22 protein-coding genes and 1 tRNA gene are annotated in these 24,016 nt (G+C 66.3%); 9 read left to right on the forward strand and 14 right to left on the reverse strand.

Annotation, left to right across the window (positions count from 1 at the left end; all coding sequences use genetic code 11):
• Positions 1–27: 27 nt before the first annotated feature.
• From G7078_RS02405 to G7078_RS02415, 3 genes are read right to left on the reverse strand one after another with little or no spacing between them, the layout of a single operon-like run.
• Positions 28–1,401 carry a gluzincin family metallopeptidase gene (locus G7078_RS02405; RefSeq protein ID WP_166092619.1) on the reverse strand — a complete coding sequence of 458 codons (1,374 nt, stop codon included), beginning with the start codon at positions 1,399–1,401 and terminating at the stop codon, positions 28–30.
• 14 nt (positions 1,402–1,415) lie between these two features.
• Positions 1,416–3,476 (reverse strand): S9 family peptidase, encoded by a 2,061-nt coding sequence (locus G7078_RS02410; protein WP_166092621.1) that lies wholly within the window; start codon positions 3,474–3,476, stop codon positions 1,416–1,418.
• A gap of 48 nt (positions 3,477–3,524) precedes the next feature.
• The gene (locus G7078_RS02415; protein WP_166092624.1) at positions 3,525–4,364 is read right to left on the reverse strand and encodes a class I SAM-dependent methyltransferase; all 840 of its coding nucleotides are present in this window, start codon (positions 4,362–4,364) and stop codon (positions 3,525–3,527) included.
• Positions 4,365–4,608: 244 nt separating this feature from the next.
• On the opposite strand from G7078_RS02415, the gene G7078_RS02420 reads away from it, so the two are divergent.
• Complete coding sequence (locus tag G7078_RS02420) at positions 4,609–6,402, forward strand: aminopeptidase P family protein (RefSeq protein ID WP_166092627.1); 1,794 nt, start codon at positions 4,609–4,611, stop codon at positions 6,400–6,402.
• Here G7078_RS02420 and G7078_RS10970 read toward each other — a convergent pair.
• Positions 6,399–6,527: a hypothetical protein gene (locus G7078_RS10970; RefSeq protein WP_281346916.1), complete on the reverse strand. Its 129-nt coding sequence runs from the start codon at positions 6,525–6,527 to the stop codon at positions 6,399–6,401. The genes G7078_RS02420 and G7078_RS10970 overlap by 4 nt on opposite strands.
• A 75-nt stretch (positions 6,528–6,602) precedes the next feature.
• On the opposite strand from G7078_RS10970, the gene G7078_RS02425 reads away from it, so the two are divergent.
• The 4 genes from G7078_RS02425 (at position 6,603) to G7078_RS02440 (ending at position 10,030) form a co-directional block, all read left to right on the forward strand.
• Positions 6,603–6,677: transfer RNA gene (locus tag G7078_RS02425), tRNA-Thr, on the forward strand.
• Between the two features lie 54 nt (positions 6,678–6,731).
• Positions 6,732–8,060, forward strand: coding sequence for a glycoside hydrolase family 43 protein (locus G7078_RS02430; RefSeq protein WP_166092629.1), 1,329 nt, complete (start codon positions 6,732–6,734; stop codon positions 8,058–8,060).
• 48 nt (positions 8,061–8,108) lie between these two features.
• A complete protein-coding gene (locus G7078_RS02435) occupies positions 8,109–9,110 on the forward strand; it encodes a threonine aldolase family protein (RefSeq protein WP_166092630.1) in 1,002 nt (333 codons plus the stop codon).
• Entirely contained in the window at positions 9,107–10,030 is a 924-nt protein-coding gene (locus G7078_RS02440) for a DMT family transporter (RefSeq protein ID WP_166092632.1), read from the forward strand. The genes G7078_RS02435 and G7078_RS02440 overlap by 4 nt, the downstream gene beginning before the upstream one ends.
• Here the strand turns inward: G7078_RS02440 and G7078_RS02445 are convergent, their stop codons facing one another.
• Positions 10,031–10,417: a DUF6491 family protein gene (locus tag G7078_RS02445; protein ID WP_166092634.1), complete on the reverse strand. Its 387-nt coding sequence runs from the start codon at positions 10,415–10,417 to the stop codon at positions 10,031–10,033.
• Between the two features lie 87 nt (positions 10,418–10,504).
• Here G7078_RS02445 and pepN point away from each other — a divergent pair, with 87 nt between their 5' ends.
• Positions 10,505–13,111, forward strand: coding sequence for an aminopeptidase N (gene pepN, locus G7078_RS02450; protein WP_166092637.1), 2,607 nt, complete (start codon positions 10,505–10,507; stop codon positions 13,109–13,111).
• Between the two features lie 4 nt (positions 13,112–13,115).
• On the opposite strand, the gene G7078_RS02455 is transcribed toward pepN, so the two are convergent.
• Genes G7078_RS02455 through G7078_RS02470 form a run of 4 tightly spaced genes read right to left on the reverse strand, consistent with a single transcriptional unit; the run spans position 13,116 to position 16,568 of the window.
• Positions 13,116–13,718, reverse strand: coding sequence for an ABC-type transport auxiliary lipoprotein family protein (locus G7078_RS02455; RefSeq protein ID WP_166092639.1), 603 nt, complete (start codon positions 13,716–13,718; stop codon positions 13,116–13,118).
• Positions 13,715–14,668, reverse strand: a complete 954-nt coding sequence (locus G7078_RS02460) for an MlaD family protein (protein WP_166092641.1) — start codon at positions 14,666–14,668, stop codon at positions 13,715–13,717. Before G7078_RS02460 ends, G7078_RS02455 begins: the two co-directional genes overlap by 4 nt.
• Positions 14,668–15,474 carry an ABC transporter ATP-binding protein gene (locus G7078_RS02465; RefSeq protein ID WP_166092643.1) on the reverse strand — a complete coding sequence of 269 codons (807 nt, stop codon included), beginning with the start codon at positions 15,472–15,474 and terminating at the stop codon, positions 14,668–14,670. The genes G7078_RS02460 and G7078_RS02465 overlap by 1 nt, the downstream gene beginning before the upstream one ends.
• On the reverse strand, positions 15,465–16,568 hold the full coding sequence (locus G7078_RS02470; protein WP_166092645.1) for an ABC transporter permease: 1,104 nt from the start codon (positions 16,566–16,568) through the stop codon (positions 15,465–15,467). Before G7078_RS02470 ends, G7078_RS02465 begins: the two co-directional genes overlap by 10 nt.
• Before the next feature lie 93 nt (positions 16,569–16,661).
• Between G7078_RS02470 and G7078_RS02475 the strand changes: the two genes are divergently transcribed.
• The 3 genes from G7078_RS02475 to G7078_RS02485 are packed head-to-tail and all read left to right on the forward strand — an operon-like array spanning position 16,662 to position 19,194.
• A complete protein-coding gene (locus G7078_RS02475) occupies positions 16,662–17,762 on the forward strand; it encodes a CDP-alcohol phosphatidyltransferase family protein (protein WP_166092647.1) in 1,101 nt (366 codons plus the stop codon).
• Entirely contained in the window at positions 17,759–18,526 is a 768-nt protein-coding gene (locus G7078_RS02480; protein WP_166092650.1) for an NTP transferase domain-containing protein, read from the forward strand. The genes G7078_RS02475 and G7078_RS02480 overlap by 4 nt, the downstream gene beginning before the upstream one ends.
• Positions 18,523–19,194, forward strand: coding sequence for an HAD family hydrolase (locus tag G7078_RS02485; RefSeq protein WP_166092652.1), 672 nt, complete (start codon positions 18,523–18,525; stop codon positions 19,192–19,194). The genes G7078_RS02480 and G7078_RS02485 overlap by 4 nt, the downstream gene beginning before the upstream one ends.
• Positions 19,195–19,531: 337 nt before the next feature.
• On the opposite strand, the gene G7078_RS02490 is transcribed toward G7078_RS02485, so the two are convergent.
• The 5 genes from G7078_RS02490 to lgt form a co-directional block, all read right to left on the reverse strand.
• Positions 19,532–20,818, reverse strand: a complete 1,287-nt coding sequence (locus G7078_RS02490) for a cystathionine gamma-synthase family protein (RefSeq protein ID WP_166096069.1) — start codon at positions 20,816–20,818, stop codon at positions 19,532–19,534.
• 66 nt (positions 20,819–20,884) lie between these two features.
• Positions 20,885–21,655 (reverse strand): peptidoglycan editing factor PgeF, encoded by a 771-nt coding sequence (gene pgeF / locus G7078_RS02495; protein WP_246166428.1) that lies wholly within the window; start codon positions 21,653–21,655, stop codon positions 20,885–20,887.
• Complete coding sequence (locus G7078_RS02500) at positions 21,652–22,161, reverse strand: GNAT family N-acetyltransferase (protein ID WP_166092654.1); 510 nt, start codon at positions 22,159–22,161, stop codon at positions 21,652–21,654. The genes pgeF and G7078_RS02500 overlap by 4 nt, the downstream gene beginning before the upstream one ends.
• Positions 22,158–23,135: a class I SAM-dependent methyltransferase gene (locus tag G7078_RS02505; protein ID WP_246166430.1), complete on the reverse strand. Its 978-nt coding sequence runs from the start codon at positions 23,133–23,135 to the stop codon at positions 22,158–22,160. Before G7078_RS02505 ends, G7078_RS02500 begins: the two co-directional genes overlap by 4 nt.
• On the reverse strand, positions 23,132–24,013 hold the full coding sequence (gene lgt / locus G7078_RS02510; RefSeq protein WP_166092659.1) for a prolipoprotein diacylglyceryl transferase: 882 nt from the start codon (positions 24,011–24,013) through the stop codon (positions 23,132–23,134). Before lgt ends, G7078_RS02505 begins: the two co-directional genes overlap by 4 nt.
• Positions 24,014–24,016: the final 3 nt, after the last annotated feature.

Here is a 24,016-nt window from a genome sequence, read left to right on the forward strand (position 1 = left end):
TCGGTGCAGTCGCCGGGCTGGCGGCCGTCACTGGGCTGTCGGCTCGGCCGCGAACGCGCCGGCGATGCCCGCCCGCGCGATGAATGCGTCCAGTGCCGCTTCGGGTTTGGCATGGCGTCGGTCGAGCAGGACGGCAATGTCGCCGCGAAGCTTACCCCCGCCCTGCCGGCCAAGCTCGGCGAACCAGTCGGCGCGGGTCACCACGCCGTCGCTCCGGTTGCCGTCGATCAGCGCGCGGACGAACCTGCCGAAATCGCCGCCCGCCGCTTGCTCGGCAGCCAGCGCGATGATTGCCCCGCACGCGTAATATGCGCGAAAGTCGTCGGGCCGCGCGTAGGCGCTGGCGACGCCGCCGTTGCGCAGGAATGGCACGCACTCGGCCCGCGCCCGGCTCAGCCGCTTCTTCACTTCATAGGTGGGGTCCGCGGCCGCCATCGCCCGGAAAGCGAGCAGCTCGGCGCCGCCTTCGGTGATCCAGCTGTCGGCCGGGGTTTCGTACCGTACCGCCTGGCCCAGCCAGAAGTGCGCGGCTTCGTGGCTCACCAGCCAGCGGGCGTAATTGCCGACCGCCCGCTCGGGGTTCAGCGTCTGCTTGCCGCCGATGGTCATGACGACGGTCCCCGGCAACACGCTGCCGCCAAAGCTGACGCCGTCCTTTTCCGCGCCGCCCCACGACACCATCACCATCGGCTTGCCGATGGGCGCCGGGCCCAGTTGCTGGCGATAGCGGGCGAGCACGGGGGGCAGCTGCTCCAGCACGAAGGCCTGCAGCCACGTTGGCAACCGGTCGTCGATCACCGTCACCAGCGCTTCGCTTTCCTGCGGGCGGGCATTGCCGAACAGCACATAAGCGTCGGCGTCGTCGACCACCGCCGCGTCGGTCCGCTGCCCCAGGAACAGCACGTCTCCGGCCCGGTCGCGAAACTCGATATGGGTCGGCCGCTCGGCCCCGGGCAGCTTCTCCGATTCCGGCGACGCTTCGATCGCCGCGCTCCGCGAGGGCATCGGCACAAGCTTGAATTGGGACGTGTACAGCGCGACCGCACCGCCGCTGAACGCCAGCGCCGCGTCATAGCCCGCTTCGATATCCTCGGTGAACGGGACGAACGACAGCCGCACCTCGCGCGGGACGTTGCCTCTGGCCGCGACCAGCGCGTCATAATCGCCGATCCGCTGCAAGGTCGCGCCCGGCGTCTCGACCCGCACCGTTCGAAGCCGCCACGACTGCTTGCTTTCGCGCGGCAGCACCGACTTGGCGAATACCCAGACCGGCGCGTCCTGCTTCAACTCCAGTGCCGCGCTCCAGCGGTTGCCGTCGCGCACCACCGCGACGTCCGCCACCGGCGCCCGTTCGGGCGGCGCCGAAGCGGCGACAAGGGCCAGCGCCAGCAGCGGAAGCATTGCGCGCACCCGCATCAGTCGACCTCGGTCAGGACGAAGGCATAGGTCTCCGCGATTTCCTTGAGATGTTCCCACCGTCCCGACTTGCCGCCGTGCCCCGCACCCATATTGATCTTGAGCAGCAGCAGGTTGTCGTCCGTTTTCATCTCGCGCAACTTCGCTGCCCACTTGGCCGGTTCCCAATAAGTGACGCGCGGGTCGTTTAGCCCGCCGGTGATCAGCATCGGCGGATAATCCTGGCGCTTCACATTGTCGTAAGGGCTGTAGCTCCGGATCAGCTCGAACGCGGCCTTGTCGGTGATCGGGTTGCCCCACTCCGGCCACTCGCCGGGGGTGAGCGGAAGCGTGTCATCCAGCATCGTGTTGAGCACGTCGACGAACGGGACGTCGGCGACCACGGCGCCCCACAGCTCGGGATTGCTGTTGGCCACGACCCCCATCAGCTCGCCGCCGGCCGACCCGCCGTTGATCGCAATCCGCCCCGGCCTGGTGAACCCGGCGTCGACCAGGCCTTTCGCCGCATCGACGAAGTCGTTGAAGCTGTTGTTGCGCTTGGTCAGCTTGCCGTCGAGGAACCAGTTGTAGCCAAGGTCGTCGCCGCCGCGGATGTGGGCGATGGCAAAGGCCCAGCCGCGGTCGAGCAGGCTGATGCGCGTGGTCGAAAAACCGGGCGGAATGGAGATTCCGTAAGCGCCATAGGCGTAGAGGAAGAGCTTGCCCTGGCCGTCCTTTTCGAAGCCCTTCTTGTAGACGACCGACACCGGCACGTGCTTGCCGTCGCGCGCCGGGACCATCAGCCGCTCGGTCGCATATTGCGATCCGTCGTAGCCGGAGGGGATCTCCTGCTCCTTGAGCGCCTCAAGCTCCCCGCTGCCGGGATGATAGTCGTAGACGGTCAACGGCCGGACCATCGATGAATAGGTCAGCCGGTACGCGTCCGGCGCGAATTCCGGGTTGCCGGCGAACCCGGCGCTGTAGCTTGCCTCGTCGAACGGCAGCCGGATTTCCTCGCCGGCGTAGGTCCGCAGCATCAGCTGGTCGAGCCCGTCGACCCGAAGCTGAAGCGCGATATGGTCGCGGTAAGCGGTGTGGCCGGTCAGGTAGACCCGGTCCGATCCCGGCATGACGGTCCGCCATTCGCCGGGATTGGCGATGTCGGCCTCCGCCAGCCGGAAGTTCACATGGTCGTCGTTCGTGACGATCCACAATTTCCCGTGCGCCGAATCCGGCGAATATTCGCGGCCTGCCTGGCGCGTCGCGATCAGCACCGGCTCGGCCAGCGGGTCGCCCGCCGGCACGAAGCGCACTTCGCTGGTCGTATTGTCGCCGGTGCCGATGAAGATCAGGCTGCGGTCCTGCGAATCGTCGATGCCGACCGAAAAGCCAAGGTCGTCGGTTTCCTCGTACAGCGTCTTGTCGTCTTCGACCGGCGTGCCCAGCCGGTGATAGCGCGCGCGATAGCTGCGCCACTGGTCGTTGACCTCGGTAAAGACGATCCCGGCATTGTCGCTGGCCCACACCGGCGACCCGATGCCGACCTCGGTGATCGTCTCGATGTCCGCGCCCGTCGCCAGGTCGCGGATTCGAAGCACGAACCGCTCGGACCCGCTGTCGTCGATCATCGTCGCCAGCAGCTTTCCATCCGGGCTGACCTCGAGCGCGCCGAGCCGGAAATAGTCCTTGCCCGCGGCCGCCGCCGGCTCGTCGAAGATTAACTGGTCATCGCCGCCGGCAACGGGCCTGCGCCACCACTGGCGGTATTGCGCGCCCGGCTCGAATTTCCACCAGTACAGCCAGTCGCCGTCGCGGATCGGGACCGAGCTTTCGTCTTCCTTGATCCGCCCCTTCATCTCTTCGAACAATGCATCGACCAGCGCCGTGTGCGGCGCCTTCCACGCCTCGAAGTAAGCGTTCTCCGCCTTCAGGTATGACAGCACGTCTTCGTCGGTGACTTCCGGATACCCCTGGTCGCGAAGCCAGGCGTAAGGGTCGTCGACCGTGACTCCGTGGCGCTCGAACGAATGCGGGCGCTGCTCGGCTTGCGGCGGGGCGGGGCGGTTGGCGGGTTTGTTCATGCGAAGCGCTTTAGCGCCGGTGCGACCGATGGGAATGCCAATGCTTGGCTAGGCCTTGCGGAAAATTGTCACGCGCATGTCGCTGCAGCGGTCGCGGTAGCGTTCATAGAGCGCGCGCGGATAGATTGCGTGATTGAGCAGATAGTCCTCGGCCAGCACCGTCTCCATCCCGGCAGCGGCCATCACCCGGCCGACCTCGTCCCACTCGACATGGTCTTCCGCGGTCACGTGAATGTCGCCTTCGTCCCAGTCCTGCCGCGACAACCGCCGCCGCGCGCCCCGGAAATAGTTCAGCGGGTTGAGGTATTTGCGCCAGTCGCGCCTGCGCGCCAAATGCCAGAATTCATCGTACACCGGATCGTGAAACCAGGATTGCGGACTCGGTTCATGGTCGATCACCACGACCCCGCCGGGCTTCGTGACTCGCGCCAGCTCGACGCAGGCAGCGAGGTAATCCGGAATGTGGTGGAGCACCGAATAGGTCGCGACCAGGTCAAAGGCGCCGTCCGGCAATCCGCCCAGGTCCCGGCCGTTCAGGTGGAACGTCTCGACCGTCTGGTCCCGATATCGCTCGTCGATCAGGTCAAGGAAGCCGCGCGATACGTCCGCGGCCACCACCTCGGCCCCAAGCGCGTGCAGATGCTCGGTCAGGTTCCCCGACCCGCAGCCGAAATCGAGCGCGCGCAACGGGCCTTCCGCGCTCGTCGTCTTCGCCATCGCGGCTGCCAGCACGGATCGAATCCGCGCCTGCTCGACGTCGTTGAAGATTTCCCCGTGAAGCGAATCGTATCGGCGGGCGATCTGGTCGTGAACGGCGATGTTGCGGGCCACGTCCGGATGAGTCGCTGGCTCGTCGACGAATCCGATTTTCTCGCCGATCGTTCCCATCGGGGCACTGTGCCTGCGATGGGCGCCTGCTGCAATCGGCGGGGGCGGGCCGGGTCATCGACGCTTTTACTGTCCTACAGCAGCCTTCCCGTGCTTCACTGCGTGGTGGAAACTTGCCACCCAGGCCTGCCCGACCCGCGCACCGTCCTTCCTGCTTAAAGTCACGAAAATGGCACACGACCGCGTGACTTTAGTGACTTTAAGCGCGCTTGTTGCGCCACGCGGGCGGGCGTAGTTAGCGCTCATGTCCAGCTACGCCGACCGCCTCAAAGCTCTTCGCGAGCAGCTCAAGTCCGACCGCCTCGACGGCTTTGTCGTCCCGCTCACCGACGAACATATGAGCGAATATATCGGCAGCTATGCGCAGCGCCTGGCGTGGCTGACCGGATTTCAGGGCTCCGCCGGCTCGGCGGTGGTGCTGCCGGAAGAAGCGGCGATCTTCACCGACGGCCGCTACACCTTGCAGGTCCGAAGCCAGGTCGACGGCAAGGATTGGTCTTACCAGTCGGTGCCGGAAACTAGCGTTGCCGACTGGCTCAAGGACCATGCGCCCAAAGGCGGCCGGATCGGCTACGACCCGTGGCTGCACACGCGCGACTGGGTCAAGAAAGCGCGCGAGAGCCTCGCCGGCCGCGGTGCGGAGCTGGTGGCGGTCGGGCAGAACCCGATCGACAAGGTCTGGGCCGACCGGCCTGAAGCGTCCAAGGCGACCCTGGACGTCCAGCCCGACGAATATGCCGGCAAGAGCTCGGCCGCAAAGCGCACCGAAATCGCCGATTGGCTGGCCGGCCACGGCGCCGACGCGGCGGTGCTGTCGGCGCTGGATTCGATTGCCTGGGCGTTTAACGTGCGCGGGCAGGACGTCGCCCATACGCCGGTTGCTCTGGCCTATGCCCTGGTCAATGCCGACGGCACCGCCGACCTGTTCGTCGCCGGTGAAAAGGTCGGCGCCGACGTTCGCCAGCACCTTGGCAACGGGGTCCGGCTGCACGAGCGGAGCGACTTCGAACCGGCGCTGGCCCATCTTGCCGGAAAGACCGTGGCGGTCGATCCCGAGCGCGCCGTCGCGGCGATTTTCGATGCGCTTGAAAAGGCGGGCGCCAGGGTCATCGCCGTGCGCGACCCGACGGTGCTCGCCAAGGCGATCAAGAACACGGTCGAGATTTCCGGGCAGAAGGCGGCGCAGGCCCGCGACGGGGCGGCGATCGCGCGCTTCCTCAAATGGGTCGATGAAGAGGCGCCCTCGGGGGAAGTCGACGAGCTGGTCGCTTCCGACCGGCTCGAAGCCTTCCGCAAGGAAAATGCCGAGCTTCGCGACCTGTCGTTTGACACCATTTCCGGCGCCGGCCCCAATGGCGCCATCGTCCATTATCGCTCCGACGAGAGCACCAACCGAAAGCTTGAGCAGGGCACGCTCTATCTGGTCGATTCTGGGGGTCAGTACGTCGACGGGACCACAGACATCACCCGCACCGTGCCGATCGGCACGCCGACGGACGAAATGCGGGACCGCTTTACCCGTGTGCTTCAGGGGCACATCGCCATCGACACGGCACTGTTTCCAAAGGGCACGCGCGGCAGCCAGCTCGACAGCTTCGCGCGCCGGCCGCTGTGGGAAGCGGGGCTCGATTATGCCCACGGGACCGGCCACGGGGTCGGCAGCTTCCTGTCGGTTCATGAAGGCCCGCAGCGAATCTCGCCGGTCGGAAGCGCGCAATCGGGCGGCGACGAACCGCTGCAGCCCGGCATGATCCTTTCCAACGAGCCGGGATATTACAAGACCGGAGAGTATGGGATCCGCATCGAGAATCTCGTGCTGGTCGTCGACAAGCCGATCGATGGTGCGGAAAAGCCGATGCTCGGCTTTGAAACGCTGACCTTCGCGCCGATCGATCGCCGGCTGGTGGTCAAGGAGATGCTGTCGGCGCGCGAGCTCGAATGGCTCAATGCCTATCATGCCAGGGTGCTCGAAAAGATCGGCCCGAAGCTTGAAGGCAGCGACCGCGAATGGCTCGAAGCGGCCTGTGCGCCGCTCTAAGGCTTGGGCTTTTCGTCCGGTTTCAGGTCGCGCGCCTGCGCTTTGCGCCGCCGCAGGTTTTCGCGAAGCGCGGCCGCAAGCCGTTCTTCGCGCTTCTCTTTCTCGCCCATGATCGGCAGATGCATTAGGCGGCCCGCGCCCGCAAGCCGGGTTGACGGCCAAAGGCCGCACCGCCATAGGCGCGCCACCTCCGTAAAAGTGCTGCCGTAGCTCAGTGGTAGAGCGCATCCTTGGTAAGGCTGAGGTCGTGAGTTCAATCCTCACCGGCAGCACCATTTTCACGCACAAGCATCCCGGGTCATGCCGGGCATGGAAATGACGGACCGCGCATGACCTTCCGGGTCGAAGCGACGGACGCCGGCCAGGGCATCCGGATCGCGATCAGCGCCGAGGGCCGGAACGCGACTTACGTCCTCGCCGACACGCTGCAGCCCGACTTCCTGAATTTCTATGCCGAGCTTGCCCGCGATTTCGGCACCCGCCCGCCGCGCGCGCTGCTCCATCACCCGACCGACCACGATCCCCGGTGGCGGCCGCTGCTGACCGAGAACGTCCATCCGCACATCCTCTCCGGCTATGGCGACCCGGCGGTGCTGAAGACGGACGATGGCTGGATCCTGGTCGCCACGTCGAACGATGCGCCCGACGCTTTCCCGATCCTGCATTCCTCCGACCTCGACCAGTGGCGGCATGTCGGCTTCGCTTTCCCACGCAGCGAAACTCCCGGCTGGACCGCAGCCGGCAGCCGAGTCGGCGATTTCTGGGCGCCGGAAATCGCCAGGGTCGGCGACGAATATTGGCTGGTCTACACCGCCCGCGACCGCGACCATGTGCTGCGAGTCGGCCTGGCCAAGAGCGCCCTGCCGACCGGGCCGTGGACCGACATCGGCCGGCCGCTGCTGGGCAGCGGCACCATCGACGGCCATATCTTCGTCGATGACGACGGCGCGCCGTACCTGTTGTGGAAAGAAGATCGCAACGGCATCTGGCCGCGCAAGCTCGCGGCCTTGCTGCGCGACCGGCCGGAACTGATCGAGCGCATTTTCAGCGAGGAAGAGGATCGCCGGACGGCGCGGTTCGCGGCGGAAATCGTCGGTTGGGCAGCGACCCGCCGGCCGATCGAGCGCTTCTTCGTGATGCAGCCGTTCATTGGCACCGCCGTCGACAATTACGAGAGCGTCCGCAGGGTCCTGTCGAGCAGCGGTGAAGGCGACGACTTGCTGGCGGCAATGACGACACCGATCCTTGCCCAGCGGCTGGCGAGCGACGGCACGTCCCTGCTGGGTTCGCCGACGGTCGCGATTTCGAACGACCAGCTGTGGGAGGGGCATTTGGTCGAAGGCCCGTTCCTGTGGAAGCAGGGCAAGCATTACTTCCTGTTTTACGCGGCGAACGATTTCACCGATCCCGCTTACGGCATCGGGGTGGCGGTCGGCGAAAGCCCGCTCGGGCCGTTCACCAAGCACCAGGCGCCGCTGCTGAAGACCGCGCGGAGCTGGGCCGCGCCCGGCCACGCGTCGGTCGCGTTGGGACCGGACGGTCAGCCGCACATCTTCTTCCACGCCTTCTTCCCCAATACCGGCGGCTACAATGTCTTTCGGGCGCTGCTGACGGCACTGCTCCGCTTCGATGGGGATCGGGTCGAAGTCGTTCAGTAGCGGCCGCAGCTTGCCTTGCCGCCGGCGATAGTCTTGGGGAGCGGGATCATGCGCTTTTTCTCCGACAATGCGGCGGCCGCGCATCCGGCGGTCATCGATGCAATCGCCAGGTCCAACCAGATGGACACGGCCTATGACGGCGATGCGTTGAGCCAGCGGCTCGACGGTGCCTTTTCCGAACTGTTCGGGCGCGAGGTCAAAGCGCTGTGGGTGACGACCGGCACCGCGGCGAATTGCCTGGCGCTGGCGGCGCTCTGCCCGTCCTTCGGCGCCATCGTCTGCCACCGCGACGCCCATATCGAGAATGACGAGGCCGGGGCGCCCGCTTTCTTCGCGGGCGGGGCCAAGCTGATGCTGGTCGACGGGCCCGGGGCGAAAGTGACGCCCGAGGCCGTCGCCGAAGCCTGCGACCGGGTGCGCAAGGACGTTCACCAGGTCCAGCCAAAGGCGCTGTCGATCACCAACGCGACCGAATACGGCCTGGCTTACCGCGCGGCCGAAGTCGCGGCGCTGGGCGAGGTCGCACGGTCGCGCGGCCTTGCCTTGCATATGGACGGGGCGCGCTTCGCCAACGCGCTTGCAACCACCGGCGAAAGTCCGGCGGACGTCACCTGGCGGGCAGGGGTCGATGCGCTCAGCTTCGGCTTCGTCAAGAATGGCGGCCTTAATGCCGAAGCGCTGATCCTGTTTCGGACCGAACTTGCCGACGAAGTCGCGGTTCGCCGCAAGCGGGCCGGGCATCTGGCAAGCAAGGGGCGGATGCTTGCGGCGCAGATCCTGGCGATGCTCGAAAACGACCTGTGGCTCGATAATGCCCGGTCCGCCAATGCCGCCGCGCAAACGATCGCCAGCGCCGCCGGCGAGCGGCTGGTTTATCCCGTCGAAGCCAACGAAATCTTCCTGCGCTGCACGCCCGGCGAAGCGGCGTCGCTGCGCTCGGCGGGCTTCGATTTCTACGATTGGGCGCCGGGCGAAATCCGGCTGGTCACCAGCTGGGACCAGCAGGGCGAGGCAGTCGAGCAACTGGCGGCAGCGATCACGCGCCTGTGACTCGCGCCAAAGTCGACGCGTCGATCGTCATCCCGTTCATCGTCTTCACGACCATCTGGGGAACGACCTGGATCGTCATCCGCGACCAGCTTGGCACGGTGTCCGCCCATTGGTCGATCGCCTATCGCTTCTTCATCGCGGCTGCGGCGATGGCGGCGCTGGCGCGGTGGAAGGTTCAGACGCTCCGGCTGCCGGCCGCGGGCTTCGCCGCTGCGGCGGCGCTGGGGTTCCTGCAGTTCGTCATCAACTTCAACGCGGTTTACCTGGCGGAACACCATATCACTTCGGGGCTGGTTGCCACCGTCTTCGCACTGCTTCTGATCCCCAACAGCCTGCTTGCCTGGGCGCTGCTCGGGCAGCGGCCTTCCGCGCGATTTGCCGTCGGGTCGCTGATTGCCGTCGCCGGAATCGCGCTTTTGTTCGCGCATGAGCTGTCGGAGCATCCGGCGCGCTTCGACGCGATTCTCCTGGGCATCGGCCTGACCCTGGTTGGAATGCTCGGCGCGTCGGCGGCCAATGTGTTCCAGGCGCTGGAGCGGGTGAAGCGCTTCCCGCTGCTGGCGGTGTTGACCTGGGCGATGCTGCTCGGCGCGCTATTCGACACGGCCATCGCCCTGATCGTCGCCGGCCCTCCCACAATCGAACTCCGCCCGGCCTATTGGCTCGGCCTTGCCTACCTCGGCGTGTTCGCATCGGCGTTGGCGTTCACGCTCTACTTGCCGGTGGTGCGCAAGATCGGCCCCGGCAAGGCTGCATATTCCAGCGTCATGGTGCCGATCATCGCAATGGCCTTTTCGACCTGGCTGGAAGACTATCGCTGGACGCCGCAAACCATCGCCGGCGCATGCCTTGCGCTGGGCGGCATGGTGGTCGCGCTCAGTCGCGGGCGGGTATTGGTCCCCGCGCCGGACGCTGCCTGACTAGCGGCGAACCCCATAGAGTGGCTTTGGAATCTGGGTGACTCCGGTGACCAGGCAACGTTCCGAGCCGAAGGCGTCGGGGAAGACGATCTGGGCATCCAGCCCGCCGCAAATCCACGATCCGCCGCCAAGGGTGCGCAGCACCGCGCGCGGGTTGGACACGCTGCTGTTGCAAGTCCCGGACAATTGCAGCCGGTAGAAGCGGCTGCCCCCGACCTGCACGTCGACGACATCGTCGGCGATGGTCGAAAAGTGACGGACCTGATTGGCGTTGAAGCAGGTGCCGCCGTTCGACCTGGCGACCGGCACGGCCGGCGAGGGCACTTGCGTGCAACCGGCGGCGGCAAGGGCGCAAAGGCTGGCGGCAGTGGCGGTGAAGCGGCGCATGTCGGGTCTCCTTCGTCAGCGGTTGAACGCTCCAGGGGCGGGTTGGGTCGCATTGCGCGCCGCCGGCCCGCTCCCTAGACCCGGACCATGGCTGACGTCCGAATGACCGCGGAAAATCCGCAAAACCCGACCCACCAGGAAATCCGCCGGCTCGATTACCGGCCGCCGGACTGGCTGGTGCCGGAGGTCGAGCTCGATTTCGACCTCGATCCGGAAAGCACCACCGTCCGCGCCCGCTTGCATGTGCGGCGAAACGGCGACCACGATCGGCCGCTGCGGCTCGACGGCGATGGACTGACGCCGGTGACGGTCAAGGTCGATGGCATGGACGCGCAGTGGCAGCTGGACGGCGCCGCGCTGGTGGTCGTGGTCCCCGCCGGCGAAGCGGTCGTCGAGACCGAAGTCCGGATCGACCCGGCGGCCAACACGCAGCTGATGGGCCTGTACGCATCGGGCGGAATGCTCTGCACCCAGTGCGAGGCGGAAGGCTTCCGGCGGATCACCTTCTTCCCCGACCGGCCTGACGTGCTCAGCAAATATCGGGTGCGGATGGCGGCGGATCGGCAGCGCTTCCCAGTTCTTTTGACCAACGGCAATCCGCTGCGCAGCGGCGAGGCGGAGGGCGGGCGCCATTGGGCCGAGTGGGAAGATCCGTTCCTCAAGCCATGCTACCTCTTCGCGCTCGTCGCCGGCGACCTCAAGGCCAACAGCGACAGCTTCACAACCATGAGCGGCCGCAAGGTCGCGCTGAACATCTGGGTGCGCGAAGCCGATCTGCCGCGGACCGCCCACGCGATGGCCGCGCTGAAGGCGTCGATGCGATGGGACGAAGAGGTGTACGGGCGCGAATACGACCTCGACCTGTTCAACATCGTCGCCGTGTCCGACTTCAACATGGGGGCGATGGAGAACAAGGGCCTCAACATCTTCAACACGGCCTACATCCTGGCCGATCCCGACACCGCGACCGACGCCGATTTCGACAATATCGCGCGGGTCGTCGCGCACGAATATTTCCACAATTGGTCGGGCAACCGGGTCACCTGTCGCGACTGGTTCCAGCTCAGCCTGAAGGAAGGCTTCACCGTCTTTCGCGACCAGGGCTTTTCCGCCGACATGGGCAGCGCCGCGGTGCAACGCATCGATGATGTGAAGGTGCTTCGCGCCGCGCAATTCCCCGAAGACCAGGGCCCGCTGGCGCATCCGGTACGGCCGGACGGCTATCTGGAAATCTCCAACTTCTACACCGCCACCATCTACAACAAGGGCGCGGAGCTGATCCGGATGTTGCGGACGGTGCTTGGGGCCGACAAATTCCGGGCCGGCACCGACCTCTATTTCGAGCGGCACGACGGCGAAGTGGCGACCTGCGACGATTTCGTCAGGGCGCTGGAAGATGCCAGCGGGGTCGACTTGTCCGCTTTCAAAATCTGGTACGGGCAGGCCGGGACGCCGCTGGTCGGCGCGCGGCTGGACCATGATTTGGCCAGCGGACGCGCGACCCTGCACCTGACCCAGACGGTCAAGCCGACCCCCGGGCAGCCGGTCAAGGCGCCGATGCCGATCCCGCTGCGCACCGCCCTGATCGGCGCCGACAGCGGCGCCCAGATCGGCGAGGAGCAACTGATCATTTTCGACCGGCCGGAGCAAAGCATCGCTTTCGACGATGTGCGCGAGCGGCCGCTGCTTTCCATCAACCGCGGCTTTTCAGCGCCGGTGGTGATGGCCGTGGACCGGGATGGCGACGCGCTGGAGCGCCTGGCCCAGAGCGATACCGATCCCTTCGCCCGATATGAGGCGATGCAGGAGTTGATGCTGCAATTGCTCATCGCCGGCAGCCGTGGCGAGCCGACCGATTCGGCGCCGCTGATCAGGGCGATGGCGGAGACTCTGAAATCCAACTCGCTCGACCCGGCCCTGAAGGCCGACGCGATTATGCTTCCGACGGAGGCGGTCATCGGCGACCGGATGGAGCAGGTCGACCCGGACGCCATTCACGCCGCCCGCGAAAGCTTGCGGGCCGATCTGGCGATTGCGCTTCGGACGGACCTCCTGGCGCTCCACGCTGCTTCGGCGCCGGGCGGCAGCGACCTGTCGCCGGAGGCCAAGGGCGCGCGCAAGCTGCGCAATGGCGCCTTGTCCTACCTTGCCGCCGCCGACTCCGCCGACGGCGCACGGCGCGCCAAGCAGCAATTCGATTCCGCCGACAACATGACCGCGCGGCAGGGCGCGCTTGCGGTGCTGGTGTCGCTGGACAGTGAGGAGCGCGAACAGGCGCTGGGAAGTTTCTACACCCGCTTCGAAGCGGAGCCGCTGGTGATCGATAAATGGTTCGCGCTGCAGGCGATGGCGCAGCGGCCCGAAACTCTGGACGATGTCGAACGGCTGGCTCGCCACCCGGCGTTTACTATCGCCAATCCGAACCGGCTGCGCGCGCTGGTCGGCACTTTCAGCGCCAATCAGTGGGCATTCCATGCCGCCGGCGGGCGCGGGTACCGGTTCCTCGCCGACATGATCCTCGCCGTCGACAAGCTGAACCCGCAAATGGCGGCGCGCTTCATTCCGCAGCTGGGCCGCTGGCGCCGGTTCGACGAACAGCGCCAGGCGCTGATGCGCGCGCAGCTTGAACGGATCGTTGGGACCCCGGGATTGTCGAAGGACGCTTTCGAGCAAGCATCCAAATCGCTCGGCTAGGGGCCTAGCCGCCGATCCATTGCGCGACTTCGGCCGCGACCTGGTTGGCGACGGCGTTGAGCGCCGGTGCCACCGTCGCGGTGGTTCCGTCGGCCGGTGCTTCGGCAACGAAAGTGCGGCTCTGCACGCTGGCGCCGCCGTTGGTCGCGAGCGTGCCCTGGTAGCGGGCGATGACGACGCCGCGCTGCGCATCGAAGCCGAAATCGAGCAGCTCGCCGCTCAGCGTGATTCCCGGATCGAGCCCGGACTGCTGCGGGTCGAGCACGACGCGGCTAGTGGTCCGCCGGATCGTTTCCGCAACCAGCTTCTGGAACAGCCGGTCGGGGGTATCGACCCACTGCATGTCCTTCACATATTCGACCTGCGACGCATTGACCTGCACGGGCACGCGAATGGTGTGCAATTCCTTGCTGGTGACCGGCACGCGGACAGTCACGGCCGACCCGGCGCTCGACTGGCGCGCAATGGCGCCGGTGGGCGGTGCCGCCGGCGTCAGGTCGTAAAGCACGGTCGGGGCCTTGCCGCCGCCAAGCAGGCCGCCGAGCGAGCAGCCGGCCAGCGATACCGCGAGCGTGAGCGGTCCTGCGAAACGCAACAGCGGGGTCATTTCTTTTTCCTCGGTTCGTAATCGGGCAGCTTCTCGGGGCCGAGCGTGCCGCCGATGCCGCCCTGTTCGACGCGGTCGGCGACGCCGCGCAGCGACTGCGTCAGTTCGCGCATGTCGCGGACCAGGCGATTGGCCTCCGGCAAGGTCGACTTGCTGAAGTTCTGGATGCCCGGGCGGGCTTCGGTGATCACGGTGTCGAGATTGTCCGCGGCCCGCTGCATCGAAGCGATCGCCTTGCGCAGGTCCTGCGCTGCCGGCTTGCCCTCGTCGTTGACCAGCCGGTTGGTGTTGTCCGCCAGCGCCGCGACACGTTCGGCGGCGATGCCGGCGTTGGTCAACGCCACTTTGGCGCTGGCCATCGCATCGCCAAGTTCGGGGGCACGGTCGGCAAGCACCTGGGTCGTGCGGTCGATATTCTCGAGAATGTCGGAAATCGCATTCTGGTTCTTGTCGGACAGCAGTTCGGTCAGCCGCTCGGTCAAGCGCTGGATCCGCTCGAGCAATTCAGGAGCGCTGTTGAGCAAGGCGCCAAGGCCGCCAGCGCTCGATGGGATGACAGGGCAACCCTCCGGGCCGAGCTGGGCGATCGGCCGGGCGCCCTTGACCGCGCCTTGAAGCTGGATCTCGCTGACGCCGGTGAAGCCGACGCCTTTGACCTGCGCCGTCGTACCTTGAAGGACCGGGGTTTCCTCGTCGACCTCGATCCGCACCCAGACGAACTCAGGACGCTTCGGAAGCAGGGAAATCTTCGTGATCTGGCCGACCGGAACGCCGGAGAAGCTGACGTTGGACCCCTTGTTGAGCCCACCGACGCCCTGGCTGAAATAAATGTCGTAGCATTTGCGTTCTTCGCTGGAGACGCCGCTCAACCAGACAATGAACAGCAAGGTCGCCACCAGCAAAGCCAGCGTGACCGAGCCGACCAGCACGAAATTGGATCGCGTTTCCATCAGGCTTCAGCGTGCTCCCTGGCCGTCGTTCCGGCGGACCGCCCCCGCGGGCCGTTGAAATATTCCTGAATCCACGGGTGATCCAATGCCAATAGTTCCGGAATCGTTCCGACCGCGATCACCTTCCTTTCGGCGATGACCGCCACTCGGTCGCAGATCGCGTACAAAGTGTCGAGGTCGTGGGTGATCAGGAACACCGTCAGGTCGAGCTTCTTTTGCAGCGACAGGATCAGTTCGTCGAAAGATGCGGCAGCGATCGGGTCGAGGCCGGCGGTCGGCTCATCGAGGAACAAGAGCTCCGGATCGAGCGCGAGCGCGCGCGCAAGCCCGGCGCGCTTGACCATGCCGCCCGAAAGCTCCGACGGATATTTGGGGCCGGCGTCGGCAGGCAAGGCGCTCATCGCGATCTTGTAGGACGCGATCTCATCAAGCAGCGGCGGCTTGAGGAACGGGAAATATTCCCGGATCGGCACTTCGATATTTTCGGCCACGGTCAGCGTCGAGAACAAGGCGCCGTTCTGAAACAAGATACCCCAGCGGCGGCGAATGTTCTTGGCCTCGTCCTCCGGGCGGTCGATCATGTTCTCGCCAAGCACTTCGACCTCGCCGGCCTCGGGCTTCTGGAGGCCGATGATCGAGCGCATCAGGACCGACTTGCCGGTGCCCGACCCACCAACCACGCCGAGGATTTCGCCGCGGCAGACGGTTAGGTCGAGACCGTCGTGGACGACCGCTTCGCCAAAGGCGTTGCGCAGGCCGCGCACCTCGATGACCGGGTCGCATTGTTTGCGCTCGTTCATCGCCATCCAATCGAGCTGAAGAAGACGGCGAAGACCGCGTCCAGGACGATGACCAGGAAGATCGACTGCACCACGGCCGTCGTCGTGCGCCGGCCCACCGCCTCGCTGTCGCCTTCGACCAGCATTCCCTGGAAGCAGCCGGCAAGCGCGATGATGAAACCGAACACCGGCGCCTTGATCAGCGCGATCCACAGGTCGGTCATCGGGATGACTTCCTGCAGCCGCTGCACGTAGGTCGCGGGCGGAATCCCAAGCACCAGCCATACGAACAGCCCGCCGCCGAGCAGCGAAGACAGGATCGCCCACATGCCCAGTAGCGGCATCATCACCACGGCAGCGATCATCCGCGGGATCACCAGCGCCTCGATCGGCGATACGCCGATGGTGCGCATCGCGTCCACTTCCTCGGTAAGCTTCATCGTCCCGATCTGCGCGGCGAAGGCAGATCCGGAGCGGCCGGCGACCATGATGGCGGTCATCAGGACGCCAAGTTCACGCACGGTGATGCGGCCGATCAGGTTGATGGTGTACACTTCGGCGCCAAACTGCTGCAGCTGGACCGCGCCCTGCTGGCCGACGACGATGCCGATGAGGAAGCTCATCAGGCCGATGATTCCGAGCGCGCGCACGCCGACGACATCGAAGCGCTGGACGACCGAATTGAACCGGAACCGCTTGGGTCGCCGGATCAACGCGACGAAGCCAAGCAAGGTAGCGCCGAAAAAGCCGAGCAAGCCGACGAGGGTGTGGCCGACTTCGATTACCCAGACGCCAAGTTCGCGGACGACGCGGCCGAAACCGCCGCTTTCTTCCGGCCGGACCCGCGCCGGCTTGTCCGCTTCGGCGACCTGGTCGAGCAGGCTTTGGAGTTCGCTGCTGGCGCCAACGACCTTCGCCTGGCGGTCGCGCACGGTGCGATAGACGAGCCATGCGCCAACCGTGTCCATCCGGCTGACCTCGGACAGGTCGATGGTCAGCGGATCGGGCGCGTTTTCGATTTCCCGGGCGGTGCTGGCGGCGCGCGCAATGGTGATGGCGCCGACCATGCGATAGGTCGCGCCTCCGTCACTTTCCTCCTGCTGTGCGACGCTGGCGGCCATCTGACTAAAGAGTGCGCCATTTGCGTTGTCGCGGCAAGGGCGCCGACGCAGCCCACTTTCACGGCGGGCGTCTCGCCCCTACACAGCCGCGCGATGGATACGCCTGCCCGCCCCGATTTCGTCCCTGTCGGAACCAATGAAACCCGCGTCTTCGGCGTGCCGGCGCGGGAGCGTGCCTGCCGCCTGGCTGCGAAAGCGGGTCTCGAATGCAGCGACGCGCCGCGGCCGGATGCGCCAACTTTGCTTGCGAACATCGATTATGCCTGGGATCCCTTGTGGCTGAAGATGCTGGTGAAGCGGCCCGGCGCGGTCATCGTCTGCGACGGCGTTGCCGTCCTGGCGCACCTGCCGGCGGGCAGCGACATCGATCGGGTTCATGCCGGCGACCTGACCGGCTTTGAGCAGCTCGACGCGGCGACCGTCGAACTGACCAACGACGAACTTCGCAAACGCGAACGCCCATTCGTCCTGCCATTGACTGAACAGACCGCGGACCAGGTCGAACGTGCCGCTTACGACGGGGCATATAAAGGCGTGACCGATGCGCTGACGCTGTACGTGTGGCGCAAGCCCGCGTTTTACCTGACCCGCTGGGCCGCGCAGGCGGGAATCAGCCCGAACATGGTGAGCCTGGTCGGCGCGGCCTGCTGCATCCTTGCATTCTACCTGTTCTGGATCGGCCAATATTGGCCCGGGATGCTGTCCGGTTTCGTGTTCATGGTGCTCGACACGGTCGACGGAAAGCTCGCGCGCTGCACCGGTACCGCTTCCTGGTGGGGGAATGTGCTCGACCACGGCGTCGACCTGGTGCACCCACCGTTCTGGTGGTGGGCCTGGTTGCACGGCCTTGGGGCTTACGGGCGTCCGCTAGAGCCCGTCTATGCCGCGAACCTGCTTGCGGTCATCGTCATCGGCTACGTCATGCAACGCGTCTTCGAGGGCATCTTCCTCGCCCGCTTCGGCCTGGACATGCACACGTGGCGGCCGATCGACAGCCAGTTCCGGCTGATCACTGCGCGGCGCAACCCGAACATGGCGATCCTCCTTGCCGCCCTGCTGTTCGGCCGTCCCGACGTCGGCATTGAACTGGTCGCGTTGTGGACGTTGCTCTCGCTGATCTTCCACGCCGTCCGGATCGCGCAGGCGGAAACGGCGCGCCAGGTCGGCGGACCGATCAGGTCCTGGTTGTCGTGACCGGCCTCACCGCGCTGGTGCTGGCGGGCTCCCGGCCGGGCCGGGATGCCTTCGCCGAGGCGCATGGGACGGACTTGAAGCCGCTTATCCCGGTTGGCGGGGAGCCGATGGTCCGGCGCCCGGTACTGACCCTGCTGGCGACTGACGGAATCGCGCGTGTCCTGGTCGTTTCGCAGCAGCCGGAACGCATCGCCGCCGTCCTCCCCGCCGATGCGCGCACGGCGGTCAGCGCTTCCGCCGCGACCATCGCCGCGACCCTTGTCCAGCTGATCGACGACCCGGCCACGCAATGGCCGCTGCTCGTCACCACGGCCGATCATGCCCTGCTGACCAGCGGCATGATCTACGACTTGGTGACGGGCGCCGCCGGGGCCGACGTGGCGATCGGGCTGGTCGGCGAAGCCGCGCTGATGCGGCGGCTCCCGGACACCAAGCGGACCTGGATCCGCTTTCGCGACGGCGGTTACAGCGGGGCCAACCTGTTCCTGCTCCGCGGGCCGCAAGTTCGCCCGGCGATCGAGAAATGGCGGGCGGTCGAGCAGGATCGTAAGAAGGGGTTGCGCCTGCTACTGAGCCTCGGGCCGCTGGCCTTGGTCGGCGCCGTCCTGCGGCTCCGCACGCTCGACCAGACGCTGCGCACGGTCGGCCGCAAGCTCGGCCTGAAACTGGTCGCGGTGCGGATGAGCGACCCGCTCGCCGCCGTGGATGTCGACAAGGATGCCGACCTGACGCTCGTCGAACAATTGCTTCGGGAACGCGCATGAGCGACCTTGCCGTCTACGACCTCGACCGGACGATCACGCGCCGGGCGACCTACACGCCGTTCCTGCTGCACTGCGCGATGCGGCGCCAGCAGTGGCGGCTGGTGTTCGTGCCGGTGGTCGCGCTGGCGATGCTTGCTTATGTCGCCGGGCTGTTCGACCGCGGCCGACTGAAGGAAATCTGCCAGGCTCTGCTGATCGGCCGGCACATCCACGCATCGCGGCTAAAGCCGCTCGCCGACAGCTTTGCCGACGCGACGGTTGCGGGCAATATCCGGCCCGGTGCACGCGACGCCATCGCCCGCGACCGGAAGGAGGGCCGCCGCCTGGTCCTCGCGACTGCTTCCTATCGCCTTTACGCCGCCTCGATCGCGGAGCGCCTGGGGTTCGACGACGTCATCGCCACCGGCTCGGTCATCGGCCTCGACGAGAGAGTCCACGCCCGCATTCATGGCAACAATTGCTACGGAGTGGAGAAAATGCGGATGATCGCCGACTGGGTAGAAAAGAGCGGCCTAGCCGGCAAGCACGGCCACGTCCGCTTCTATTCAGACCACGCGTCGGATGCGCCCGCGTTCGAGTGGTCGGATGAGCCGGTGGCCGTGAACCCACATGACCGGCTGCGGCGGCTAGCGGGTGAGCGTGGTTGGGCGGTGGAGGACTGGGGCTAGCCGTGCCCCAAACCAGGCCTGCACCGCCAAGGACGCCCGATGGGCGATACTTTGCGATCGTCGGCAAAGCCGGCCCACGGCTGTGGCGCGCCACCAATCCGAACTTGCCGGAGGCTGAGCGGCAGCGGCTCGTAAGCAAACTCATGGAAGCTCGGCGCACGATTCGCTCGGCCGAGCCTGGTTCCGAGGCGCTCGCTCATGCGCGCAAAGACGTCCATTCGGCCAAGGTTGCGTTGGGCGAACGCGGCGCGCCGTGGTGGACCGATGGCGATCCCGATTACAACCGACACTTAGTGCGTAACACGCCTTACGCCGCCTGGTGGTCGGAGGTAGAAGGCTAAACTGCCTCCAGCGCGTTGGCGAAATCGGCGATGAGGTCGTCCGGGTCTTCGACTCCGATCGAGATGCGCACCAGATTGTCGGTGATCCCGAGCGCCTGCTTGCGCTCGTCGGGGACCGACAGATGGGTCATCGCCGCGGGCGCGCTCGCCAGCGTCTCGGTACCGCCGAGGCTGACCGCGAGATGGGCAATCTTCAGCGCGTCGAGGAACGCGAACGCCTCCTTCTCGCCGCCCTTGAGGTAGAGCGAAAAGGTCGACCCGGCGCCGGTGCAGTGGCGGTTGTAGATGTCCGCCTGCCGCGAGCCTTTTTCGAGGAAGCCGAGGTAGCCGACGGTTTCGACCTTCGGGTGAGTGCGGAGGAATTCGCAGACCTTGGCGGCATTTTCGCCGGCGCGGCTCATGCGCAGCTCGAGCGTTTCCAGGCTGCGCAGGAGCATCCATGCGGTGTTGGGATCGCAGATCGTGCCGATGGTGTTACGCATCATCCGCACCTGGTTGATCATCCCCTTTTCGCCGACCAGCCCACCGGCGACGAGGTCGCTATGGCCGCCCGCATATTTCGTCAGGCTATAGATGGTCAGGTCCGCGCCCTGCGCGAGCGGTTTGGCCCAAAGCGGGCCGAGGAAGGTGTTGTCGATGGCGATCGGCGGCACTTCATCGCCAGAGAATGCCGCCTTGCGGGCGGCGGCGACGGCCTCGACATCGACCAGCGCGTTGGTCGGGTTGGCCGGGCTTTCGAGATAGATGAGCGAGACCCGGCCCTTTTGCTTGGCGGCGGCGAGCACGGCGTCGATTTCCTCACGCGTCGCGCCGGCGGGGAAGTCGAGGTACGAAACGCCGAACTTGCCCAGAATCTTGGCGATCAGGCCTTCGGTCGCCGCATAGAGCGGGCCGGAGTGGACGATGACGTCGCCCGGCTGGACGAAGGTCATGAACAGGGTAGCGATCGCCGACATGCCGCTGGAGAAAGCGAGCGCGTCGTCGGCGCCTTCCCAAAGCGCAAGGCGATCCTCAAGGATTTCCTGGTTGGGGCCGTTGAAGCGCGAGTAGATCAGCCCTTCGGCGCCGCCCGGGCGCTTGCCGGTCACGCCTTCGAAAAAGCGCTTACCGGCGGCCGCATTCTCGAACACGAAGGTGGAGGTGAGGAACACCGGCGGCTTCAGCGAGCCTTCGCTCAGCGCCGGATCGAAGCCGTAGCCCATCATCAGCGTCGCCGGGTTCAGCTTGTGATTGCCGATGGTCGTGACCGGCTTCTTCGGCCGCCGCTGCGGGGTTCCGGTCATCTCGTCTTCGTTGGGCACGTAAATCTCCTCACTGGCGGTGGCGCTAGGCCCCGCTTGCTTGAGCGGTCAAGCCGAAGTTGGCGGCAGGCCGATAAGGCTGACTTGTCGGCCATAGTCGGGCTCGCCTCGGTGCGTCGCCCGGCGGAAGCTGAAGAAGCGATCCTCGGCGGCGTAGGTGTCGAGGCCGAGCGTTTCGACCTGCGCCAGGCCGGCGTTCCGCAGCCGCTGCGCGACGTAGCCTTCGAGGTCGAAGTGCGGCCGGCCAGCGCCCGGGGAGAAAAAGGCGGCATTGGCAGGATCGGCGGCGACGAAGCGATCCCGGAAACCCTCGTCCACTTCGTACGATGCGCGGGCGATGCATGGCCCGACCGCGGCGGCAATCCGGTCGCGACGAGCGCCGCGCTGCTCCATTAAGGCGATGGTCGCGTCGGTCACGCCGGCCAAGGCGCCGCGCCAGCCGGCATGAGCGGCGGCAATCACGCCCGCCTGTGCATCGGCGAACAGGACCGGCGCGCAATCGGCGGTGAGAATGCCAAGCAACAGCCCGGGCCGGTCGGTAACCATCGCATCCGCCTTCGGCCGCGCCTCGTGCGGCCACGGTTCAGCGACGAACACGGCATCTCCGGAGTGCACCTGGAAGACCGTCGCCAGCAGCGCTCCGGGAAGCACTGCGTCGACGGCTCGCCGCCGGTTCTCGGCAATGGCCTCCGGGTCGTCGGCGCTGCCTGTGCCGACGTTGAGGCCGGCCACGACCCCAGTCGACACGCCGCCGCGGCGGCCGAGGAAACCGTGCGGGAGTCCGCGCAATCCCGCGGCCTGGACCGCCTCGACGCTCACAGGGTCAGGCGCATGATGATGTCGTCGTCGGCATGGTTGCCGACCATGAACGTGTAAGGCGCGACATAGTCGAACCCGTAGCGTTCGTAGAAGCGGCGCGCGCGGTGATTTTCCGTGAAGACCGACAAATAGATTTCGCGGGCGCCGCGCTCCCTCGCGACCCCGATCGCCCACTCCATCAGTTCGGCGGCTATGCCTTGGCCGGTGTAAGCGTGAAGCAAATAGAATTGCCGAAGCTCGATCGCCGCGCCGCCCGGTTCGACCGGAAGCGATAGCGGGCCCAGCTTGATGTAGCCGATGCATTCGCCGGCATCCTCGGCAACGCGGAACGCAAAACCGGCGTCTGCGATCTCCCCTTTCCACTTGTCCGGCGTAAATCCGCCGAGAAAGCTGGCCAGGTCCTCCGGGCCGTAAAGGTGGCCGAAGGTGTCGCAGAAACTCTGTCGGAAAACGCGGTCGATGGCGGCCGCGTCGGCGATTTGGGCCGGTCGGTAGGCGATCGTCATTCGAAGCCCTCCGGCCGGGGCCACTCGGGCGCATGGATGGCCATGACCTTGAACAACGATCCCATCTCCTGCGGGTCGCACAATCGGCGATGGGAAGCCGCGATTTCCTCGGTTCGATCCGGGTGACGTCGCGCCAGCGAAGCGGCACGGGCGGCGATGCCGAGACGTTCGAGCCACAGGCCCTGCGTGACCACCGGCGACGCTTTGGCACCGGCCGACCGCGCGGCCTCGGCAAGCGCCTCGAAGTCGACGTGGGCGGTCAGGTCCTGCTCTCCGGGGCGGTCGAGCACCGCAGCGAACTTGTGTCCGTGCAGGGCCTGCAACGTCTCGCCGGGCGCGCTTTTCGCGTGGCCGTAGTCAATGACCAGGGCGACCCCGCCATTCGTGGCGATCGAGCCGCTTAGCGCGGCGGCGGCTTCGGCGCGCGCGGGCGACTGTTCGACGACCTGACCGTCGCGATCGAAGGCCAGTCCGCCCGCGGCCACCGAAACGCGGCGTTCGACGCCATCGACGAATTGCCGCACCGGCAGTGCATCGAAAAACTCGTTGGCGACCACCGTCAGCGGCGCTTGCGGCAAGTCGTCGATGCTATCGTGCCAGATTGCTCCGGGTACCGCTTGCGCCTGGGCTTCGCGAAGGACGGGGCTGGTTTCAACCAGATGCACCGGCGGTTCCAGCCCGGCCATGCGCATCGTTCGCAAGGCATCGGCGGCAAGGGTGCCTCGGCCCGGCCCAAGCTCGGCATAGATTGCTTTCCCGGGGCGTCCGGCCCGCGTCCAGCAGTCGGCGAGGCAGGCGCCGACCAGCTCGCCGAACATCTGGCTGATCTCCGGCGCGGTGGTGAAGTCGCCGCTTGCGCCAAGCGGGTCGCGGGTCGCGTAATAATAAGCGTTGCAGGCCTCCATATAGGCCTCGAGGGTGATCGGCCCGTCGGAGCGAATGCGCTCCCGAAGCGCCCGTTCCAGCGGGGTCAAGAGACGCTTGCAGTCCCGACCGTCGGTTCGACGCGGACCCTGCGCTTGCTCGCGGTCGCCATCAGATAGACTCCGCCAAGGATCAGCGGCAGCGACAGCCATTGGCCCATGTGCAGGCCGCTGACCCGCGCGAACTCGACCAGCTGGGCGTCGGGTTCGCGGACGAACTCGATCAGGAAGCGGAACAGGCCGTAAAACAGGCCAAACGCGCCGACCAGCATGCCCGGCTTGTAGCGGGCGTCGGTTTTCCAGAACATCCACCAGAGGATCGCGAACAGCGCCACGCCCTCAAGCAGCGCTTCATAGAGCTGCGTCGGGTGGCGTGGCGGGCCAAGGATGGACGCCCCGGCGACGACTTCGGGAAAGCGCACGGCCCAAGGGACGTTGGTCGGCGCGCCCCACAGTTCGGCATTCACGAAGTTGGCGAGGCGGCCCAGGAACAGCCCGAGCGGGGCCACGCAGGCGACATAATCGTGGACTCTGAGCGGCGAGAGCTTGTTCTTCAACGACAGGTAGAAGACCGCGAGCACGGTTCCGAGCAGGCCGCCGTGGAAGGACATGCCGCCGTCCCACAGCCGGAACACCTCGCCCGGATGATCGATGTAATAATCGAGATTGTAGAACAGGACGTAGCCGATCCGGCCACCCAGCAGGATTCCCAGGGAAGCGTAGAAGATAAGGTCGTCGGCGTGGCGCCGCGCCATCGGCGCGCCCGGTTGGGCAAGCAGCTTGACCATGTAATAATAGCCAAGCGCGACCCCGGCGATGTAGGCCATGCTGTACCAGCGCAACTGGAAGAAGCCGAGGTCGAGTGCGACGGGATTGAGGTGCAAGTCCGCCCACGCGATCGCGGCTGTTGCGAAAATGGCTGCTTGCAAGGC

Origin of the sequence: Sphingomonas sinipercae (genome assembly GCF_011302055.1) — a bacterium.
GTDB lineage: Bacteria > Pseudomonadota > Alphaproteobacteria > Sphingomonadales > Sphingomonadaceae > Sphingomicrobium > Sphingomicrobium sinipercae.